12 protein-coding genes are annotated in these 15940 nt (G+C 58.2%); 6 read left to right on the top strand and 6 right to left on the bottom strand.

The window, feature by feature from the left end:
• Window positions 1-121: 121 nt before the first annotated feature.
• Together GQ39_RS17815 and GQ39_RS17810 are read left to right on the top strand one after the other, a co-directional pair.
• Window positions 122-721, top strand: coding sequence for an FMN-dependent NADH-azoreductase (locus tag GQ39_RS17815; RefSeq protein WP_047532183.1), 600 nt, complete (start codon window positions 122-124; stop codon window positions 719-721).
• A 228-nt stretch (window positions 722-949) separates the two neighbouring features.
• Window positions 950-1816: a carboxylate/amino acid/amine transporter gene (locus GQ39_RS17810; RefSeq protein WP_047532181.1), complete on the top strand. Its 867-nt coding sequence runs from the start codon at window positions 950-952 to the stop codon at window positions 1814-1816.
• 253 nt (window positions 1817-2069) lie between these two features.
• On the opposite strand, the gene GQ39_RS17805 is transcribed toward GQ39_RS17810, so the two are convergent.
• The 5 genes from GQ39_RS17805 to GQ39_RS17785 form a co-directional block, all read right to left on the bottom strand.
• Window positions 2070-3365, bottom strand: a complete 1296-nt coding sequence (locus tag GQ39_RS17805; protein WP_152614007.1) for an MFS transporter — start codon at window positions 3363-3365, stop codon at window positions 2070-2072.
• A gap of 50 nt (window positions 3366-3415) precedes the next feature.
• Complete coding sequence (tcuB, locus tag GQ39_RS17800) at window positions 3416-4573, bottom strand: tricarballylate utilization 4Fe-4S protein TcuB (protein WP_047532179.1); 1158 nt, start codon at window positions 4571-4573, stop codon at window positions 3416-3418.
• Entirely contained in the window at window positions 4560-6011 is a 1452-nt protein-coding gene (gene tcuA, locus GQ39_RS17795; RefSeq protein WP_047538994.1) for an FAD-dependent tricarballylate dehydrogenase TcuA, read from the bottom strand. The genes tcuB and tcuA overlap by 14 nt, the downstream gene beginning before the upstream one ends.
• Window positions 6012-6181: 170 nt before the next feature.
• Window positions 6182-7117: a LysR family transcriptional regulator gene (locus tag GQ39_RS17790; protein WP_047532177.1), complete on the bottom strand. Its 936-nt coding sequence runs from the start codon at window positions 7115-7117 to the stop codon at window positions 6182-6184.
• A gap of 223 nt (window positions 7118-7340) precedes the next feature.
• Window positions 7341-9464 (bottom strand): TonB-dependent siderophore receptor, encoded by a 2124-nt coding sequence (locus tag GQ39_RS17785; protein WP_047532175.1) that lies wholly within the window; start codon window positions 9462-9464, stop codon window positions 7341-7343.
• Between the two features lie 369 nt (window positions 9465-9833).
• On the opposite strand from GQ39_RS17785, the gene GQ39_RS17780 reads away from it, so the two are divergent.
• Entirely contained in the window at window positions 9834-11174 is a 1341-nt protein-coding gene (locus tag GQ39_RS17780) for a DEAD/DEAH box helicase (protein WP_047532173.1), read from the top strand.
• A 149-nt stretch (window positions 11175-11323) separates the two neighbouring features.
• Here GQ39_RS17780 and GQ39_RS17775 read toward each other — a convergent pair whose 3' ends face one another.
• Window positions 11324-12610 (bottom strand): CitMHS family transporter, encoded by a 1287-nt coding sequence (locus tag GQ39_RS17775; protein WP_047532171.1) that lies wholly within the window; start codon window positions 12608-12610, stop codon window positions 11324-11326.
• 268 nt (window positions 12611-12878) lie between these two features.
• On the opposite strand from GQ39_RS17775, the gene GQ39_RS17770 reads away from it, so the two are divergent.
• The 3 genes from GQ39_RS17770 (at window position 12879) to GQ39_RS17760 (ending at window position 15910) form a co-directional block, all read left to right on the top strand.
• Window positions 12879-13820 carry a hydroxymethylglutaryl-CoA lyase gene (locus GQ39_RS17770; RefSeq protein ID WP_047532169.1) on the top strand — a complete coding sequence of 314 codons (942 nt, stop codon included), beginning with the start codon at window positions 12879-12881 and terminating at the stop codon, window positions 13818-13820.
• A complete protein-coding gene (locus tag GQ39_RS17765) occupies window positions 13817-15028 on the top strand; it encodes a CaiB/BaiF CoA transferase family protein (RefSeq protein WP_177329331.1) in 1212 nt (403 codons plus the stop codon). Before GQ39_RS17770 ends, GQ39_RS17765 begins: the two co-directional genes overlap by 4 nt.
• Before the next feature lie 105 nt (window positions 15029-15133).
• Complete coding sequence (locus GQ39_RS17760) at window positions 15134-15910, top strand: IclR family transcriptional regulator (protein ID WP_047532167.1); 777 nt, start codon at window positions 15134-15136, stop codon at window positions 15908-15910.
• Window positions 15911-15940: the final 30 nt, after the last annotated feature.

The following is a 15940-nucleotide window of genomic DNA, read 5'->3' as shown; positions in this document are numbered from 1 at the left end:
ATTCGCTTATAAACGAATTTATCGATAGTTTATAGCAGTTATTTGCGCTTTTTCATCGATATGGCAATGTTTAACCTTCACTCCATCGACTTACAGCATTCTTAGATGGAGGTTACATCCCATGTCCCGCGTTCTGATCATCGAAAGCAGCGCACGTCAGCAAGACTCGGTTTCCCGTCAACTGACCCAGACCTTCATCAAACAGTGGCAAGCCGCTCACCCGAAGGACGAAATCACCGTTCGTGACCTGGCCGTCAACCCGGTGCCGCATCTGGACATCAACCTGCTGGGTGGCTGGATGAAGCCTGCCGATCAGCGCAGCGACATCGAACAGGTTTCCCTGGAACGTTCCAACCAATTGACCGACGAACTGCTGGCCGCCGATGTGCTGGTGATGGCCGCACCGATGTACAACTTCGCCATCCCGAGTACCCTCAAGGCCTGGCTTGACCATGTGCTGCGTGCCGGCGTGACGTTCAAGTACACCGAAACCGGTCCCCAAGGTTTGCTCACCGGAAAGCGCGCTTACGTATTGACCGCTCGTGGCGGGATCTACGCTGGCAGCGCCGCGGATCACCAGGAACCCTACCTGCGTCAGGTCATGGGCTTCATCGGCATCCACGACGTCACGTTCATTCACGCCGAAGGTATGAACCTGGGCGGTGACTTCCAGGAAAAAGGCTTGAACCAGGCGAACGCCAGGCTTGCTCAAGTGGCCTGACCCTTTAATCGCCAGATAATCGCTGGATGGTCTAGTGACCTGGCGCTACCCCTTCAAGCCTGTACGCGCATCGAACCTCCCTTTGCACTTGCTGCTCCTGAGTGCTGCCGCCCGATTGAACGCTTTAGCGAGATCGGGCTTTTTTTTGCCCGGAATTTTGTATCGTTTGAGTGTTCGCGATCACCGGCAAAAACCGCTATCTTCGCCGCCATTCGAAACGAGGCGAGCATGGGCTATCTACTTTTTGTCACGCTGATCCAGGCGTTTTCCTTCAGTTTGATCGGCGAATACCTGGCCGGTCATGTCGACAGTTACTTCGCGGTACTGGTGCGTGTGCTCCTGGCGGGGCTGGTGTTTATTCCGCTCACGCGATGGCGCTCGGTAGAGCCTGCGTTCATGCGCGGCATGTTACTGATTGGTGCGCTGCAGTTTGGCGTGACCTACGTTTGCCTGTATCTGAGCTTCCGTGTGCTGACGGTGCCTGAAGTGCTGCTGTTCACGGTCCTCACGCCACTGCACGTGACCCTGATCGAAGATGCGCTGAACCGACGGTTCAATCCATGGGCATTGGTGTCGGCACTGGTGGCGGTGGCCGGGGCTGCGGTGATTCGCTATGACCGGATCAGCCCGGACTTCTTCATGGGGTTCCTGCTGCTGCAACTGGCCAACTTCACCTTCGCCGCCGGGCAGGTGCTCTACAAACACCTGGTGGCTCGTCACCCAAGCGATCTGCCGCATTACCGACGCTTCGGTTATTTCTACCTTGGCGCACTGGCGGTGGCGTTACCGGCGTTCTTGCTGTTCGGCAAACAGAACTTCTGGCCGCAAGCGCCGCTGCAATGGGGCGTGTTGGTGTTCCTCGGCCTGGTTTCGACCGCGCTGGGTCTGTACTGGTGGAACAAGGGCGCCTGTCTGGTGAATGGCGGGACGCTGGCGGTGATGAATAACCTGCATGTGCCCGTGGGACTGCTGCTCAATCTGCTGATCTGGAATCAGCATGAGGAACTGGGGCGGTTGCTGCTGGGTGGCAGCGTGATTCTGATGGCGGTGTGGATCAGTCGGTTGGAGATTCAAAAACCGGTGGCTGTGCGCTAAACCCAACCAGACTCCGCTCGGGGTCAAGACAGTCGACGAGATGTATATGATCGGCAATCGCCTGCAAAGCTTGCTGGGGCAAATCAAAATTTGATGCCGTCTTGCCCGGCGCTTATCAGGACGCTGGGGGCAGGGTGTTGGACAGGACGGGGGCGTGGCAGGCCTGCATTGATACGAAAGACGTGTCAATGCAGGCAAGGGCGGGCGATTTATTCAGCGAAAAAACCTGAACGCCAACGAAACCTCTCGTTGATCAAGCGTTGACTGTCACTGCTTTTTGCCGGCGATACAAGATCGTCGTCGCTGTGAATCCACAAAAAGCGGCAAACATCAGCCAGTAGGCAGGCGATGCCTTGTCACCGGTTGCCTGTACCAGGAGAGTGGATACGGCGGGTGTGAAGCCGCCAAAAACAGCGGTCGCCAAACTGAATGCCAGGGAAAATCCCACGACTCGTACGTTCTGAGGCATCACTTCAGTCAAGGCCGCAACCATCGCGCCGTTGTAAATGCCAAAGAAGAAAGAGAAGTACAACAGCACGGCGAGCAGGCGTTCAAAGCTTGCCGCTGCGGCCAGCCAATGCATGGCGGGATAAGCGGTGAACAGGCACAGCAAGGAAATCGCCAGCAACAAGGGGCGACGGCCGATGCGGTCGGAGAGTGTGCCGCCGATGGGCAGCCAAATGAAGTTGCTCAGGCCGACGAAGAGCGTGACCACCAGACTGTCGGTGGTGCTCAGGTTCAGTACAGTCCTTCCGAAGGTGGGGGTGTAGACGGTAATCAGATAGAACGTGGTGGTGGTCATTGAGGCCAGCAAGCCCCCCGCCAGCACTGTGCGCCAGTTGTCTCGCATCGAGCGAAACACTTCACTGGCACTTGGGTGATGCGTGCGTGCTTTGAACGCATCGGTTTCCTGGAGTGAACGGCGAATGATGAAGATGAACGGAATAATCACGCAACCTATAAAGAAGGGGATCCGCCAGCCCCAGGCGGCCACTTCGGCAGCTTCCATGGACGCATTGATCGTGTAGCCCAAAGCGGCTGCAAGAACGATCGCCACCTGCTGGCTGGCCGACTGCCAGCTGGTGTAGAAACCGCGGCGGCCCGGCGTGGCGATTTCAGCCAGATACACTGAAACGCCACCCATCTCCGCGCCAGCGGAGAAACCCTGCAACAGTCGTCCCATCAATACCAGTACAGGTGCCGCGACACCAATGCTGGCATAGCCTGGCACGAGTGCAATCAATACCGTTCCCGCGGCCATGATCGACAGCGTCACGATCAACCCCTTGCGGCGTCCCACCTTGTCGATGTAAGCGCCCAGCACGATAGCGCCCAGTGGGCGCATCAGGAATCCCGAGCCGAATACGGCGAAGGTCATCATCAGCGAGGCGAAATCGCTGGTGGCAGGAAAGAACGTCTGGGAGATGTAGGTCGCGTAAAAACCGAACAGAAAGAAGTCAAACTGTTCGAGAAAGTTGCCGCTGGTGACCCGTAGAATGGCGCCCAGCTTTGACCCCTTGGATCCGCTATCTTGAGTTGTTGTTTTCATTATGGTTACCCGGGTGATCAATATTGTTATTGGAATGAGTGGTTCTACGATCAGTCGCTTCCGGCGTTAATCGGGTTGGGTTGGCGTTTTTCGATGGAGTACTTGAGCAGCGCGGCGCTACGGAAGATGCCGTGGGCGAATTTGCTGTAGGGCATGGTCAGGAAAAACGCCATGACCAGGCCGAGATGGATCGCCAGCAACAGGCCCAGGGCTGCGGTTTCACGGAACGCCAGGAGTGCCAGGCCGCTGGCGCTGACCAGCAACAGCAGCGCGATAAAGCCGCGATCCATGGGTTTCTGGTTTTCGTCGCCGTGTTCGGGGTTGCGACGCAGGTTCAACCACAACAGGCCCGCGGGGCCGACCAGCAAGCCGAGCCCACCGCTGATGCCCAGCATCACCGGCAAACTCAAGACGGGGTAGGGCGCCGACCAGTCCAGCAGGAAATGGTAGAGCGTGGCGACCCCAGTGGCTGCGAAGCACAGCATGAAGCCGTAGAAGGTGAAGTGGTGGAAGCGCCGCCGCCACAAGGTGAATCGATCATCAGCGTTATTGCAGCCCTCGCCATGACCACCGTCCAGGAATTTGAGCCGGGCGACGTTGGCCGTGGCTTCCAGTGCAGCAGCGGTTTTTACCTGCGCGGGCGCGTCGGCCGGTGAAACATTGCGCCAGAAGCGCCGCACGCCAAGGGTCAACGCGAGTACCGCGAATCCGAAAACCGCACCAAACATTACGGCCAGGGTGTTGTGCGGGAAGATCCCGTAGAAATTTCCCCCGGGCATCGCGGTGAACAAGTTGCCCATCACCATCAACGTAAGACACAGGAACAGTGCCAGCCCGGTACCGGCTGACAGCGCCAGAGTCAGTCCGTTGCGCCGGTATAGCGTGCCCATCGCCTGTGGCCAGGCGTACTCGGCGTAAGTGTCGAGGCGGACTTTGGCCATGGCCTTGGGCACATTGATTTCGAATTCGTGAGGTGCGGCGTACTGGCAGGCATGCAGGCATGCGCCGCAGTTATGGCAAAGGTTCGCCAGGTAATGGATATCGGCCTGGGAAAACTCCAGGCGTCGTGTCATGGCCGGAAATACAGCGCAGAAGCCCTCGCAATAACGGCAGGCATTGCAAACGGTCATTTGTCGCTGAACTTCGCTTTCATCAAGGTTGAGCACCGGAATCAAATCGCTCGGTGCCTTGGGATCAAACAGCTGCATGTCTAAATTCCGTTTGTGAAAGAGAAACAAAGCCTGCCGAAGCGGCTGCCTGTACACCGGCAATCCGACCGAAGGCAGTACCAATGGCCATGCCAATGCCGGCGGTGTAGCCCTTGCCCAACACATTGCCCGCCATCATTTCTCCTGCGACAAACAGGTTGGGGCTAGGCTTGCCGTTGAAGTGAACGGCGGCGGTGTCGTCGGTAGCGAGGCCTAAATAGGTGAAGGTCACGCCGGGCTTAAGGGGGTAGGCGCAGAAGGGTGGCTTTACCAGTGGGCGGGCCCAATGGGTTTTGGCGGGCGTCAAACCCTCGGTGTGGCAATCGTCCAGCGCGGTGTGGTCGAACGTGCCGACGCGGCAGGCCGCGTTGTATTGCTCGATGGTGTTGACGAATTGCGTAACGGGAAGCTTCAACTGGCGGGCCAGATCTTCCAGCGAGTTGGCTTTAGTGCCCGGAAATACCGGCGGCATGAACCGGCCGAGGGCTTGTTGGTCGATGATCGAGTAGGCCTGTTGACCGGGTTGACCCGCGACCAGGCGACCCCAGATCGCATAGCGCTTGGGCCAGAAGTCTTCACCCTCGTCATAGAAGCGTTCGCCGTCGCGATTAACCACCACGCCCAGCGATACGCAATCGATACGGGTACAGATACCTCCGTCATACAGGGGGGCGCGGGCGTCGATGGCCACCATGTGTGCTTGCGTCGGGTCACCAATGAAATCGGCGCCCAGGTTCTGCATGCGCCGAAGCAGTACGCCGGTATTGAAACGCGTCCCGCGAATCAAAAAATTGTCTGAAGGCCATTCTCCACGCTCGTTTTGACCCCAGGCCTCACGGAGCCATTCGCGGTTGGATTCGAATCCGCCGGCAGCCAAGACGCAGGCCTTGGCCTGGATACGCTCGGCGGGAAAACGTTGTCCATCGACATCTCGCTCACTGATGTGGGCGGCGATGAATTTTCCATCCTTCAATTCGATATCTGTCACTTGAGCGTCATAGCGAATTTCGACGCCCAGCTTCTCGGCGCTGCGGAAGTAAGCGTTAACCAGTGCTTTGCCGCCACCCATGAAAAATGCATTGGTGCGCGCAACATGGAGGGCACCGGACAGCGACGGCTGGAAATGCACGCCATGGGAGCGCATCCAGTCACGGCAGTTCGATGAGGCGCGGATGACAAGACGTGCAAGCTTCTCGTCGGTTATCCCACCGGTGACCTTCAGCAGATCCTGCCAATACTCTTCTTCGGGATAGGCATCGACCAGTACATCTTGCGGTGCGTCGTGCATGCAGCGCAGATTTCGGGTGTGTTGCGAGTTGCCGCCGCGCCAGGCTTTTGGTGCACCCTCCAGCAACATGACGCTAGCGCCGGCCTCCCGAGCCATCAAGGCTGCACACAAGGCCGCATTGCCGCCGCCAATTACTAATACGTCGATCATCATCACTCCTCAATCGCAAGGAGGCATGAACGAAAAACTCCTCGCGAGTAGGGAGACCTTAGGGCAGACAGTTTTGTGTCGAAAGGCGCATTAGCGCTTGGGGTGTTTAGTTTTTATAAAGGCTTTGCCGATTGGCGCTCATCGTAACGCCGGGGTAGGGGGCATCGAGATCATGGCGCGCCGTCGTCGATCCACGAGGCGCCTGGCCACTGATGATCCATCACCAACTGTCGCGCGACATCGGTGATGACCAGTCGCGCCGCCAGGGCTGCGGGAGCCAGTTCATCGTCAGGCAGCGTCGCCAACAGGTTTCGTCTGCCTGCGTGAGTATCGGAAATTTCCACCACTGAAAGTCCCGACTCGCCTTTAAGCGCCGCCGCTGCACCGGGCTGGATGGTGGCGGCATGACCTGCGCGTACGGCATTCATCAATACGGCAAGACCATCCACTTCCATGATGATGTTGGGAGCCAGTCCCACGCGTTCAAACGCGGTCATCAGCGTTGAACGCAACCCGTGCTGCGCACTCGGCATCACCAGCGGAAGTTGACCCAGATCCGCCAGCTGCACGCAGGCTCCTCGTGGAGCGTGGGGCAGGTGAGGCGAACTGATGACAAATAGTTTCTCGTCGAGCAGCGGTGTAACGCTCCAGCGCTTTCCACCTTCAAGTTGAAACAAAATGGCCAAGTCTATCTGGCGTGCATTGAGTTGCGTGGCCAAGTGCCCGGACAGCATCTCAACCAGATGCAATTGAATATCCGGATAGCGCTCTCGCATCGCGTTGATCAATGGCAGGGCAAGCACAGTGGCAGTCGTAGGCGGCAAGCCGACGGTGACATACCCACTCATACGCCCACGGTGAGCCGCCATGATCGCATTTTCGGATTGCCGCAAGCACAGCTGGGCATGGTGCAGGAACGCCATCCCGGCGCTGGTCGGTGTGACGCCGGTAGTGGTGCGATTCAGAAGTCGGGTTGCCAGTTCGTTTTCAAGTTTCGCGATCTGTTGGCTGAGAGCCGACACGCCGACGTCCAGCTCAAGCGCTGCGCGTCCCAGGCTCCCTTGCTCGACAATTTTTACGAAATAGCGCAGTTGTCTTAATTCCAAACGTTACTGCTCCACTTCAATTGACACTGGAAGTCCTGATGGACGGGACGGAAAAATGTTGGCCGCCACGCGTTGCACGGGCGGCACAACAGTTATCCAGCCTGAGATGTTAAGCCTCGGCAGTCAACTTTCCACTCAGGGTGAGGGAACACTTGTATCGTTATACCCAACAAGAAAGGCGCTGGAAGGGCCGTCAAGCTCTAACCCCCATCTTCCGGATCGACTACAGGGTGTACGAAATACCGACTTGAACGGTTCTCGGTTCACCCGGGTAAGCGTAGACATTACCGAAGGCGCCTTCTTCATAGTCCCGGTCGAACACGTTCTTCACATCGAGATTAAGCCTGACCTTGTCGTTGATCTTATAAAAGCTGAGCAAATCGACGACGGTGTAACTGCCCATCGAAAACGCTGTGTTAGCAGTCTGGCCTGCACGTTCGTCGACGTACTTGCTACCCACACCCAAGCCCAGCCCTTTCAGGTTGCCATCCTGGAATTCATACACGTTGAGCAGGCTGAAGCTGTTCTTCGGGATGTTCAACAGCCGAGTGCCCGACTGGATCACATTGTCCTGGGTGACTTCGGCGTCGACATAGGCATAGCCGCCAATCACTCTCCATTCCGGGGTTACATTGCCTGCCACGTCCAAATCAAAGCCCCGGCTGCGGACTTCGCCAGCCGCCACGCTGAACGTCGAGTCCAGGGGGTCGGTGGTGAGGACGTTTCGTTTTTCAATCTGGTAGATCGCGGCGTCAACACTCAACTGGCGATCCAGCGCCTCCCATTTGATCCCCATCTCATAGGACTGACCCTTTTCCGGCTCAAAGCCACCCCCCTGTCGACTCGCGCCCGTATTGGGTTTGAACGAGCGCGCGGTATCGGCATACACCGCGACGGTATCGGTAAGGTCATAAAGCACTCCGAGACGCGGGGTCACCGCGTTGTCGCTCGCCTCCCAGCTCCTGGCCCCCGGCACAAAGGTTTCATAGTCATGCTCGAAACGCTCAAAACGGGCGCCAGCCAAAACTTTCAAGCGCTCGGTCAATGCCACCTGGTCCTGGACGAAGGCGGCGTATGTCTTGAGATTTTCCTTATCGTGGGTCGGCGTGCGGGTCAGGGTCGGACGAGGCTGGCCGTACACCGGGTTGAAGAGATCAATCGGGTAGGCACCCACTGCACCACTGGAACGCTGGATGATGGACTTGTAGTCGTAATCTTCGTATTCGACACCGGTCAACAAAGTGTGATCGAAACCGCCGGTGGAGAAATGCCCGGTAAGGTTCAGTTGAATGTCCTTGTCGGTCCACTCCAGCTTGCGATAGTTGAAGTTGCGCCCCAGCGTGCGCCCGTCGGCTGCGACGCCGTTGGCTTCAATGGCATTGCCCTGCAAGGTGCCATCGAGCCATTGGAAACCGCCACCCAATGTCCAGTTGTCACTCAGGAAGTGCTCGAAACGCAATTGGGCCATGTTGTTGTCGTTGTGCAACTTGCCGACGTCTTTTTCACCGAAGAACGTATCACGCGACGCGGTGCCAATCTGGTTGGGATAGCGGGTCACACCGCGATCCAGCGGGTGATTGTTGCGCATGAAGTCGCCCTCGAAAATCACCTTGGTGTCATCGGTGGCCTGCCAGGAAAGCACCGGCGTCACGCCGTAACGTTCGCTCTCGACATGATCGCGGAACGTATCGCCGCCCTCACCCACCACGTTCAAGCGATAGGCCAGGCGGCCTTCTTCATCCAGCGGACCGGAGGCGTCCAGTGTGCCGCGCTTCATCCCCTGGTCATCGAGTTGGCTGCCCAGCGTGACGGTGGGCACGGCCAGAGGCTGTTTGGATACCACGTTGAACGTGCCACCCGGGTCGCCTCGACCGTAGAGCATGGTCGCCGGCCCTCGTAGCACTTCGAGCCGCTCGATGGTATTGGCATCGGGCATGTTCGGATAACCGCGGTTGATCGGAAAGCCGTTTCGATAGAACTCGCCGGTGGTAAATCCACGCACCGTGAAAGTGGTCAGCCCTTGGCCGCCGAAGTTGTTGGCGCGTCCCACCCCGCCGGCATAGTCGAGTGCTTCTTGAAGGCGCGTAGCCCCAATGTCCTCCACCACCTCTTTGGTCACCACGCTGATGGATTGCGGAGTTTCATGAATCGACGTGTCAGTTCGCGTCGCGCTGGCAGATCGCGTTGCGCGGTAACCCTGCACTGGCCCTTGAGCCGTTTCGTACTCGGCTGACCCGACGATTTCGGTCGCTTGCAACTCTAGACTGGGGGTATCGGTTGTGGCTTGCGCCCAAGAGGGAGCGGAAAACACATTAAGGACACAGATAGAGACCAGCGTACGACGCATCGGGGAAGCCTTGATAAAATAGCCAAAGGGGACGGCATACGTGCCAATAGTTCGCGGCGCATGGTATATCAAATTATTTGCCGTTGATACGTATTCGCATTTGTATGTCGTGAACGCCACTTCCGCTTGTACTCATTTGCTGACCAAATGATCTCAGATCACACCGCTTGAGGTCGGGCGGCCAACGAATCCCGAACACCCATTTAGGTGAGAATGCCAGCCAGTTAGAGGCTTTGAATTAGACTCGGGGACAAATCAGGCAACAAAAAAGCCACTGTTTGCTGTCGTTTGCATAAAGAAACTCGGCCTGAGCGCTCGAAACCGTTACCCTATGCAGCTGTTTTTTTGCATTTCTTCGAGGTAGCACCCGTGTTTTCCCAATTCGCCCTGCACGAACGCCTGCTCAAAGCCGTGGCCGAGCTGAAATTTGTCGAGCCAACGCCTGTGCAAGCAGCGGCCATTCCGCTGGCGCTCCAAGGGCGTGACCTGCGGGTGACAGCGCAAACCGGTAGCGGCAAGACCGCTGCATTCGTTTTGCCGATCCTCAACCGCCTGATCGGTCCGGCCAAGATCCGCGTCAGCATCAAGGCGCTGATCCTGCTGCCGACCCGCGAGCTGGCCCAGCAGACCTTGAAAGAAGTCGAACGCTTCTCGCAGTTCACCTTCATCAAATCCGGCCTGATCACTGGCGGTGAAGACTTCAAGGTCCAGGCCGCCATGCTGCGCAAGGTACCGGACATCCTGATCGGCACGCCGGGCCGGATGATCGAGCAACTGAACGCTGGCAACCTCGACCTGAAAGAAGTCGAAGTGCTGGTGCTCGACGAAGCCGACCGCATGCTCGACATGGGCTTTGCCGACGACGTTCAGCGCCTGGTGGACGAGTGCACCAACCGTCAGCAAACCATGCTGTTCTCCGCCACTACCGGCGGTTCGGGCCTGCGCGAGATGGTCGCCAAGGTGCTGAACAACCCTGAGCACTTGCAGCTCAATGCGGTCAGCCAGCTGAACGAGACCACTCGTCAGCAAATCATCACTGCCGACCACAACCAGCACAAAGAACAGATCGTCAATTGGCTGCTGGCCAACGAGACCTATCAGAAGGCCATCGTGTTCACCAACACCCGGGCCATGGCTGACCGTATCTATGGCCGCCTGGTGGCTCAGGAGTACAAGGCGTTCGTGTTGCACGGCGAGAAAGACCAGAAGGATCGCAAACTGGCGATCGACCGGCTGAAGCAGGGCGGGGTGAAAATCCTCGTAGCCACCGATGTCGCCGCTCGCGGTCTGGACGTGGACGGCCTGGACCTGGTGATCAACTTCGACATGCCACGCAGCGGTGACGAATACGTGCACCGTATTGGTCGTACCGGTCGCGCGGGCAACGATGGCCTGGCCATCTCGCTGATCTGCCACGGCGACTGGAACCTGATGTCGAGCATCGAGCGCTACCTCAAGCAGAGCTTCGAGCGCCGCACCATCAAGGAAGTCAAAGGCACTTACGGCGGACCGAAGAAGGTCAAGGCTTCGGGCAAGGCTGTTGGCGTGAAGAAGAAAAAGACCGACGCCAAGGGCGACAAGAAAAAAGCCGCCGCCAAGACCCCGACCAAGCGCAAGAGCGCCAACCGGCCGAAGAGCGATTCCCTGGTCAGCAAGGATGGCATGGCCCCGCTCAAGCGTCGCAAGCCGGAAGCGCCGGCTGCTGAATAAAGCAACGTAGTGAGCCCATAAAAAACCGGACCCAGGTCCGGTTTTTTTATGTCCGTCAATATTCTCTTTTGCTCAGGGTTTTTCGGGTACTGGGTGGCCTGCAAAGCGCCCCGCTGACGCATCCCACCACGCAAATCGTCCAGAAACCTTCAGCGAGTGACGGTAATCGACCCCAACGCCAACGCGGCCAACAACATCACGCCAACCGTTCCTACTGTCCATTTCAGCGTCATGCGCTGGTTATCGCCGTAATCCAGATCCAGCAATCCACATAGCAAATACGTGGAGGCCACCAGCGGGCTCAGCAAGTGCACCGGTTGGCCGATCAGCCCGACGATGGCCATTTCCTTGCCACTGATACCGTAATGGCTGGCGGTTTCGGCGAGTATCGGCAGCACTCCGAAGTAAAACGCGTCGTTGGTCAGCACATAGGTGAAGGGCATGCTAATCAAGGCCGTGATGAGCGACATCGAACTTCCGGCCCATTGCGGTATGACGTTAATCAGGCTCTCGGAAATGGCTTTGGTCATGCCGGTACCGCTCATGATGCCGACAAAGATGCCTGCGGCGAAGATCAACAAGGTCACGGCCATCACGTTGTCGGCATGGCGGGCAATAACGGCTTTCTGTTCTTTCAGATTCGGGAAGTTCACGACCAAGCCAATGCCGAAGGCGAGCATGAACAACACCGCTGGCGGCATCACGGCGAGCATCATCAGTGCAATCAAGGCGATGGTCAGTGCTGCGTTGAACAGGAAGCGCCAGTCGTTCAGGCGAAACTCGCTGAAGTGTTCCAAGCCTTCATCGCCATTGAGTTGCACCACACCCAGCCGGCGGCGTTCCAGGCGACCGAGGTACAACGCGACAAAAATGACCCAGACCAGCCCGATCGCCATCAGCGGCAGCATGGCCACGAACAGCTCGGTGATATCGACGTGCATGGCGCTCGCTGCCCGGGAAAACGGGCCTGCCCACGGCAGTATGTTCATCACGCCGATGGCCAGCAGCAGCACGGTTGCCATGACTTGCAGGCGCACGCCGGTGCGGCGATACAGCGGCAGCAACGCTGCGCAGGTGATGATGTAAGTCGTGGCGCCGTCGCCGTCCAGGCCGACGCAGATCCCGAGAAAAGCTGTGCCCAGCACGATTTTCTGAGGATCGCCTTTCACGGCTTTGAGGATCAATTTGACCAGCGGATTGAACAGGCCGGCGTCGGTCATCATGCAGAAGTACAGGATCGCAAAGGTCAGCATCACTCCTGTTGGAGCCAGCATCTTCAGGCCGTCGAACATCATCGGCCCGAGGGTGGTGGTATAGCCGGCCAGGCAGGCAAACGCGACCGGAACCAGCAACAGCGCAACCAGGGGTGACAGGCGTTTGCTCATGACCAGATACATGAAGCAGGTGATCATCGAATAGCTGAGTAAGGTCAGCATGGATTCCCTCGTTTTTATAGGTTTTGTCCGGGTGTGACGCAGAGCGCCAGGAGCGTTTTATTGTTTCGAGTGTTCCGTCTGACAGAACACTATTCCCTTTGGTGGAACAACTTTCCGATCAAATTTTTGCCCTGTCAAGTTTTTGTACGTGCGTTGACAAGCAATCAAAACTCCGCCGATACTTAAAACAGAATGATATTCTGTTGGATAGAACATTGGTGGAAGTCCCGAAAACACGGGCTTTCGTGGCGTATCAGGAGGGCGGGTGATGGGCGATTTGAACGAAATCGATATTCTGGTCAGCGAAGTCGGGCCGCGTGACGGGTTGCAAAGCGTCGCCGCCACTATGCCGACCGAACTGAAACTGAAATGGATCACCGCGCTGGCGAACGCCGGGTTGCGGGAGATCGAAGTGGGCTCTTTCGTGTCGCCGAAACTGTTGCCGCAGATGGCTGATGCCGCTCAGGTTGTGGCCCACGCTCGGACGTTGCCCAATCTGTTCGTGACAGCGCTGGTGCCAAACCTCAAGGGGGCCGAGGCCGCCTTCAAGGCGGGTGTGCAAAAAATCACCATGCCGGTTTCGGTCAGCGAACCCCATTCCCTGGCCAACATCCGCAGAACTCACGTCGAGGTCTATCAAGAGGTGCGTGCCGTGGTTGCCTTGCGCAACGAACAGTATCCGCACATCGAGATCGAGGCCGGATTGTCGACGGTATTCGGTTGCACGCTGCAGGGCGAAGTACCGGATGACGACACCCTGCGCATGGCCACGATCATGGCTGAAATGGGCGTCAACGAAGTTGGTCTGGCCGATACCGTCGGCTATGCCAACCCGACCCAGGTCCGGCGGTTGTTCAAGCGTTTGCGTCAGGAACTGCCGGGTATTGCCGGCAGCGCGCATTTCCACAATACCCGCGGTCAGGGCCTGGCCAATGTGCTGGCGGCGCTGGACGTGGGCGTCACCACCATCGATGCATCCCAGGGCGGGATTGGCGGTTGCCCCTATGCCCCGGGCGCGTCGGGCAACATCGTGACCGAGGACCTGGTTTACCTGCTCGAGTCCATGGGCCTGCGCACCGGTATCGACATCGAACGACTGGTGGCGGCTCGCGAGTGGTTGCGCCAGGGCCTGCCCGGCGAGCCGCTCTATGGCTTCATCCCGGATGCCGGCGTCGGCAAGAATTTTCACTATGCAAAGAAGGCGGTATGAACATGAGTGTCAGCCAACAACCAAAGCCATTGCCGCTGGCCGGTGTTCGGGTTATCGAGTTCGTTCACATGGTCATGGGGCCGACCTGCGGCCTGGTGCTGGCGGATCTGGGGGCCGAGGTGATCAAGGTGGAACCGGCTCCGCAAGGGGATAACACTCGGCGCCTGATGGGTTCAGGCGCGGGCTACTGGACCACCTATAACCGTAACAAGAAAAGTTTTGCCGTCGACCTGAAAACCGCTGAAGGCATCGCGGCGGTAAAAAAACTGATCGCCACGGCCGACGTGGTTACGGAGAATTTTCGCCCGGGCACCATGGACAACCTCGGTCTGGGTTATGACGACGTGAAGGCGATCAAACCCGACATTATCTACAGCTCGATGAAAGGTTTCCTGCCAGGTCCTTATGAACATCGTACGGCGCTCGACGAGGTCGTGCAGATGATGACCGGGCTGGCTTACATGACCGGGCCGGTCGGACAGCCGCTACGCGCTGGCGCCTCGGTCAACGATGTCATGGGCGGGATGTTCAGCGCGATCTCGATTCTCGCAGCGCTGCTGCAGCGCAACCAGAGCGCTCAAGGCCAGTTCGTGCAGACCGGTCTGTTCGAGAACTCGGCGTTCCTGATGGCCCAGCACATGATGCAAAACGTGGTCACCGGTGCGCCAGCCGCGCCAATGCCCAGCCGGGTCTCGGCGTGGGCCATCTATGACGTATTCAGTTGTGCCGGTGAAGAGCAGGTTTTCCTGGGCGTGGTCAGCGACAGTCAATGGAAGAGTTTCTGCCAGGTGTTTGGCTTCGATGCGTTCGGCAGCGACCCGCATCTGGCCAGCAACAATCAACGGGTGGCCGCGCGCAATCTGATTCTGCCGCAGGTCCGTGAGTGCCTGGCGTGCTTGAGCATAGAGCAGGTGATGGGTCTGGCTGAAAAGGCCGGCCTGCCGTTTTCGCCGATACGGCGACCGCAGGACCTGTTTGACGATAAACACCTGAATGAGTCGGGTGGCATGGCTCAAGTGACATTGCCCGATGGCCAGTCGGTCGGCGTTCCGATGTTGCCGTTTGAAATGGATGGCCAGCGTTTCGGTACGCGCTTGAATGTGCCGGAATTGGGCAGTCATAGCGATGAGTTGCTGATCGAGTTGGGCTACACCCCTGCAAACATTCGCTCGCTGCACAGCGCCGGCGTCATCAAGTCCGCGATGTGACGGTTCTCTCGTACAGTCAGGGTGGCCGCCGCTTCGATCAACGGTTAAGGTAGCCGCTGCGCAGCCTGGTGCTGGCGCCATCCTGTAGTTTTGTCACGAGCGAACATGAGCAAACAATCTCCATCGGAAGACGAATCCTCAACGCCTGCGACCGAAGGCGGCGTAGCTGCCGTGGATCGCGCGTTTGCGATCCTCTCGGCGTTCGATGCCGGCAGCACCAGCTTGCCACTGGCGGAAATCGCCCGGCGTACGGGCTTGTATAAAAGCACCATCCTGCGCTTGATGAGTTCGCTTGAGCGTGCCGGCTTCATCCGGCGCCTCGGTGATGGCCAGTACGCTGTCGGGCCCGAGCCATTGCGCCTGGCGCAGGTCTATCAGACGTCTTTCCGCCTGCGGGATGTGATTTACCCGTTGTTGGAGTCTCTGTCTGAAGTGAGCGGTGAAACTTCATCTTTCTATGTGCGGGAAAACGATAGCCGGGTGGTGTTGTTTCGCGTTGAGCCAAAACGCGCGGTGCGGGTAGCCCTGCATGAGGGGGCACGTTTTTCGTTGACTGTCGGAGCATCGGGTAAAGTTCTGCGGGCGTTTTCCGCCGCCTCCGACCCGACGCTGGGCAATGTCCGCGAACAATTCTGGGCCACGTCGTTCGGTGAGCGCGATGCCGAGACCGCAGCGGTTTCGGTGCCGGTGTTCAACGCGGCGTATGAGTTGACCGGTGCGTTGACCCTGTCGGGCCCGGCTGAACGGTTCAACCACGAGAAGGTGGTGACGGCATGCGGTTTGTTACTCGAAGCTGCAGCAAAGGCAACTCTGGCATTAGGCGGGGACAACCGCGAGTTGCTCAACGCCGTTGAGCGTACGGCACAAAGGCCACCACAGTAAGCTACCGGCACTGGTTTGCGGTCCAGGTCG

The organism is Pseudomonas sp. 11/12A (assembly GCF_000800055.1).
Lineage (GTDB): Bacteria > Pseudomonadota > Gammaproteobacteria > Pseudomonadales > Pseudomonadaceae > Aquipseudomonas > Aquipseudomonas mohnii.
The sequence above is the reverse complement of the archived record's forward strand: the minus strand, read 5'-3'. Positions and strand labels throughout refer to the sequence as shown.

What these genes read in the sequence shown, in the direction of transcription:
- tcuB (WP_047532179.1), bottom strand. Translation starts at nt 4,573, where the DNA reads ATGCAGCTGTTTGATCCCAAGGCACCGAGCGATTTGATTCCGGTGCTC.
- GQ39_RS17810 (WP_047532181.1), top strand. Translation starts at nt 950, where the DNA reads ATGGGCTATCTACTTTTTGTCACGCTGATCCAGGCGTTTTCCTTCAGT.
- GQ39_RS17770 (WP_047532169.1), top strand. Translation starts at nt 12,879, where the DNA reads ATGGGCGATTTGAACGAAATCGATATTCTGGTCAGCGAAGTCGGGCCG.
- GQ39_RS17765 (WP_177329331.1), top strand. Translation starts at nt 13,817, where the DNA reads ATGAACATGAGTGTCAGCCAACAACCAAAGCCATTGCCGCTGGCCGGT.
- GQ39_RS17805 (WP_152614007.1), bottom strand. Translation starts at nt 3,365, where the DNA reads ATGAAAACAACAACTCAAGATAGCGGATCCAAGGGGTCAAAGCTGGGC.
- GQ39_RS17785 (WP_047532175.1), bottom strand. Translation starts at nt 9,464, where the DNA reads ATGCGTCGTACGCTGGTCTCTATCTGTGTCCTTAATGTGTTTTCCGCT.
- GQ39_RS17760 (WP_047532167.1), top strand. Translation starts at nt 15,134, where the DNA reads ATGAGCAAACAATCTCCATCGGAAGACGAATCCTCAACGCCTGCGACC.
- GQ39_RS17815 (WP_047532183.1), top strand. Translation starts at nt 122, where the DNA reads ATGTCCCGCGTTCTGATCATCGAAAGCAGCGCACGTCAGCAAGACTCG.
- GQ39_RS17775 (WP_047532171.1), bottom strand. Translation starts at nt 12,610, where the DNA reads ATGCTGACCTTACTCAGCTATTCGATGATCACCTGCTTCATGTATCTG.
- tcuA (WP_047538994.1), bottom strand. Translation starts at nt 6,011, where the DNA reads ATGATCGACGTATTAGTAATTGGCGGCGGCAATGCGGCCTTGTGTGCA.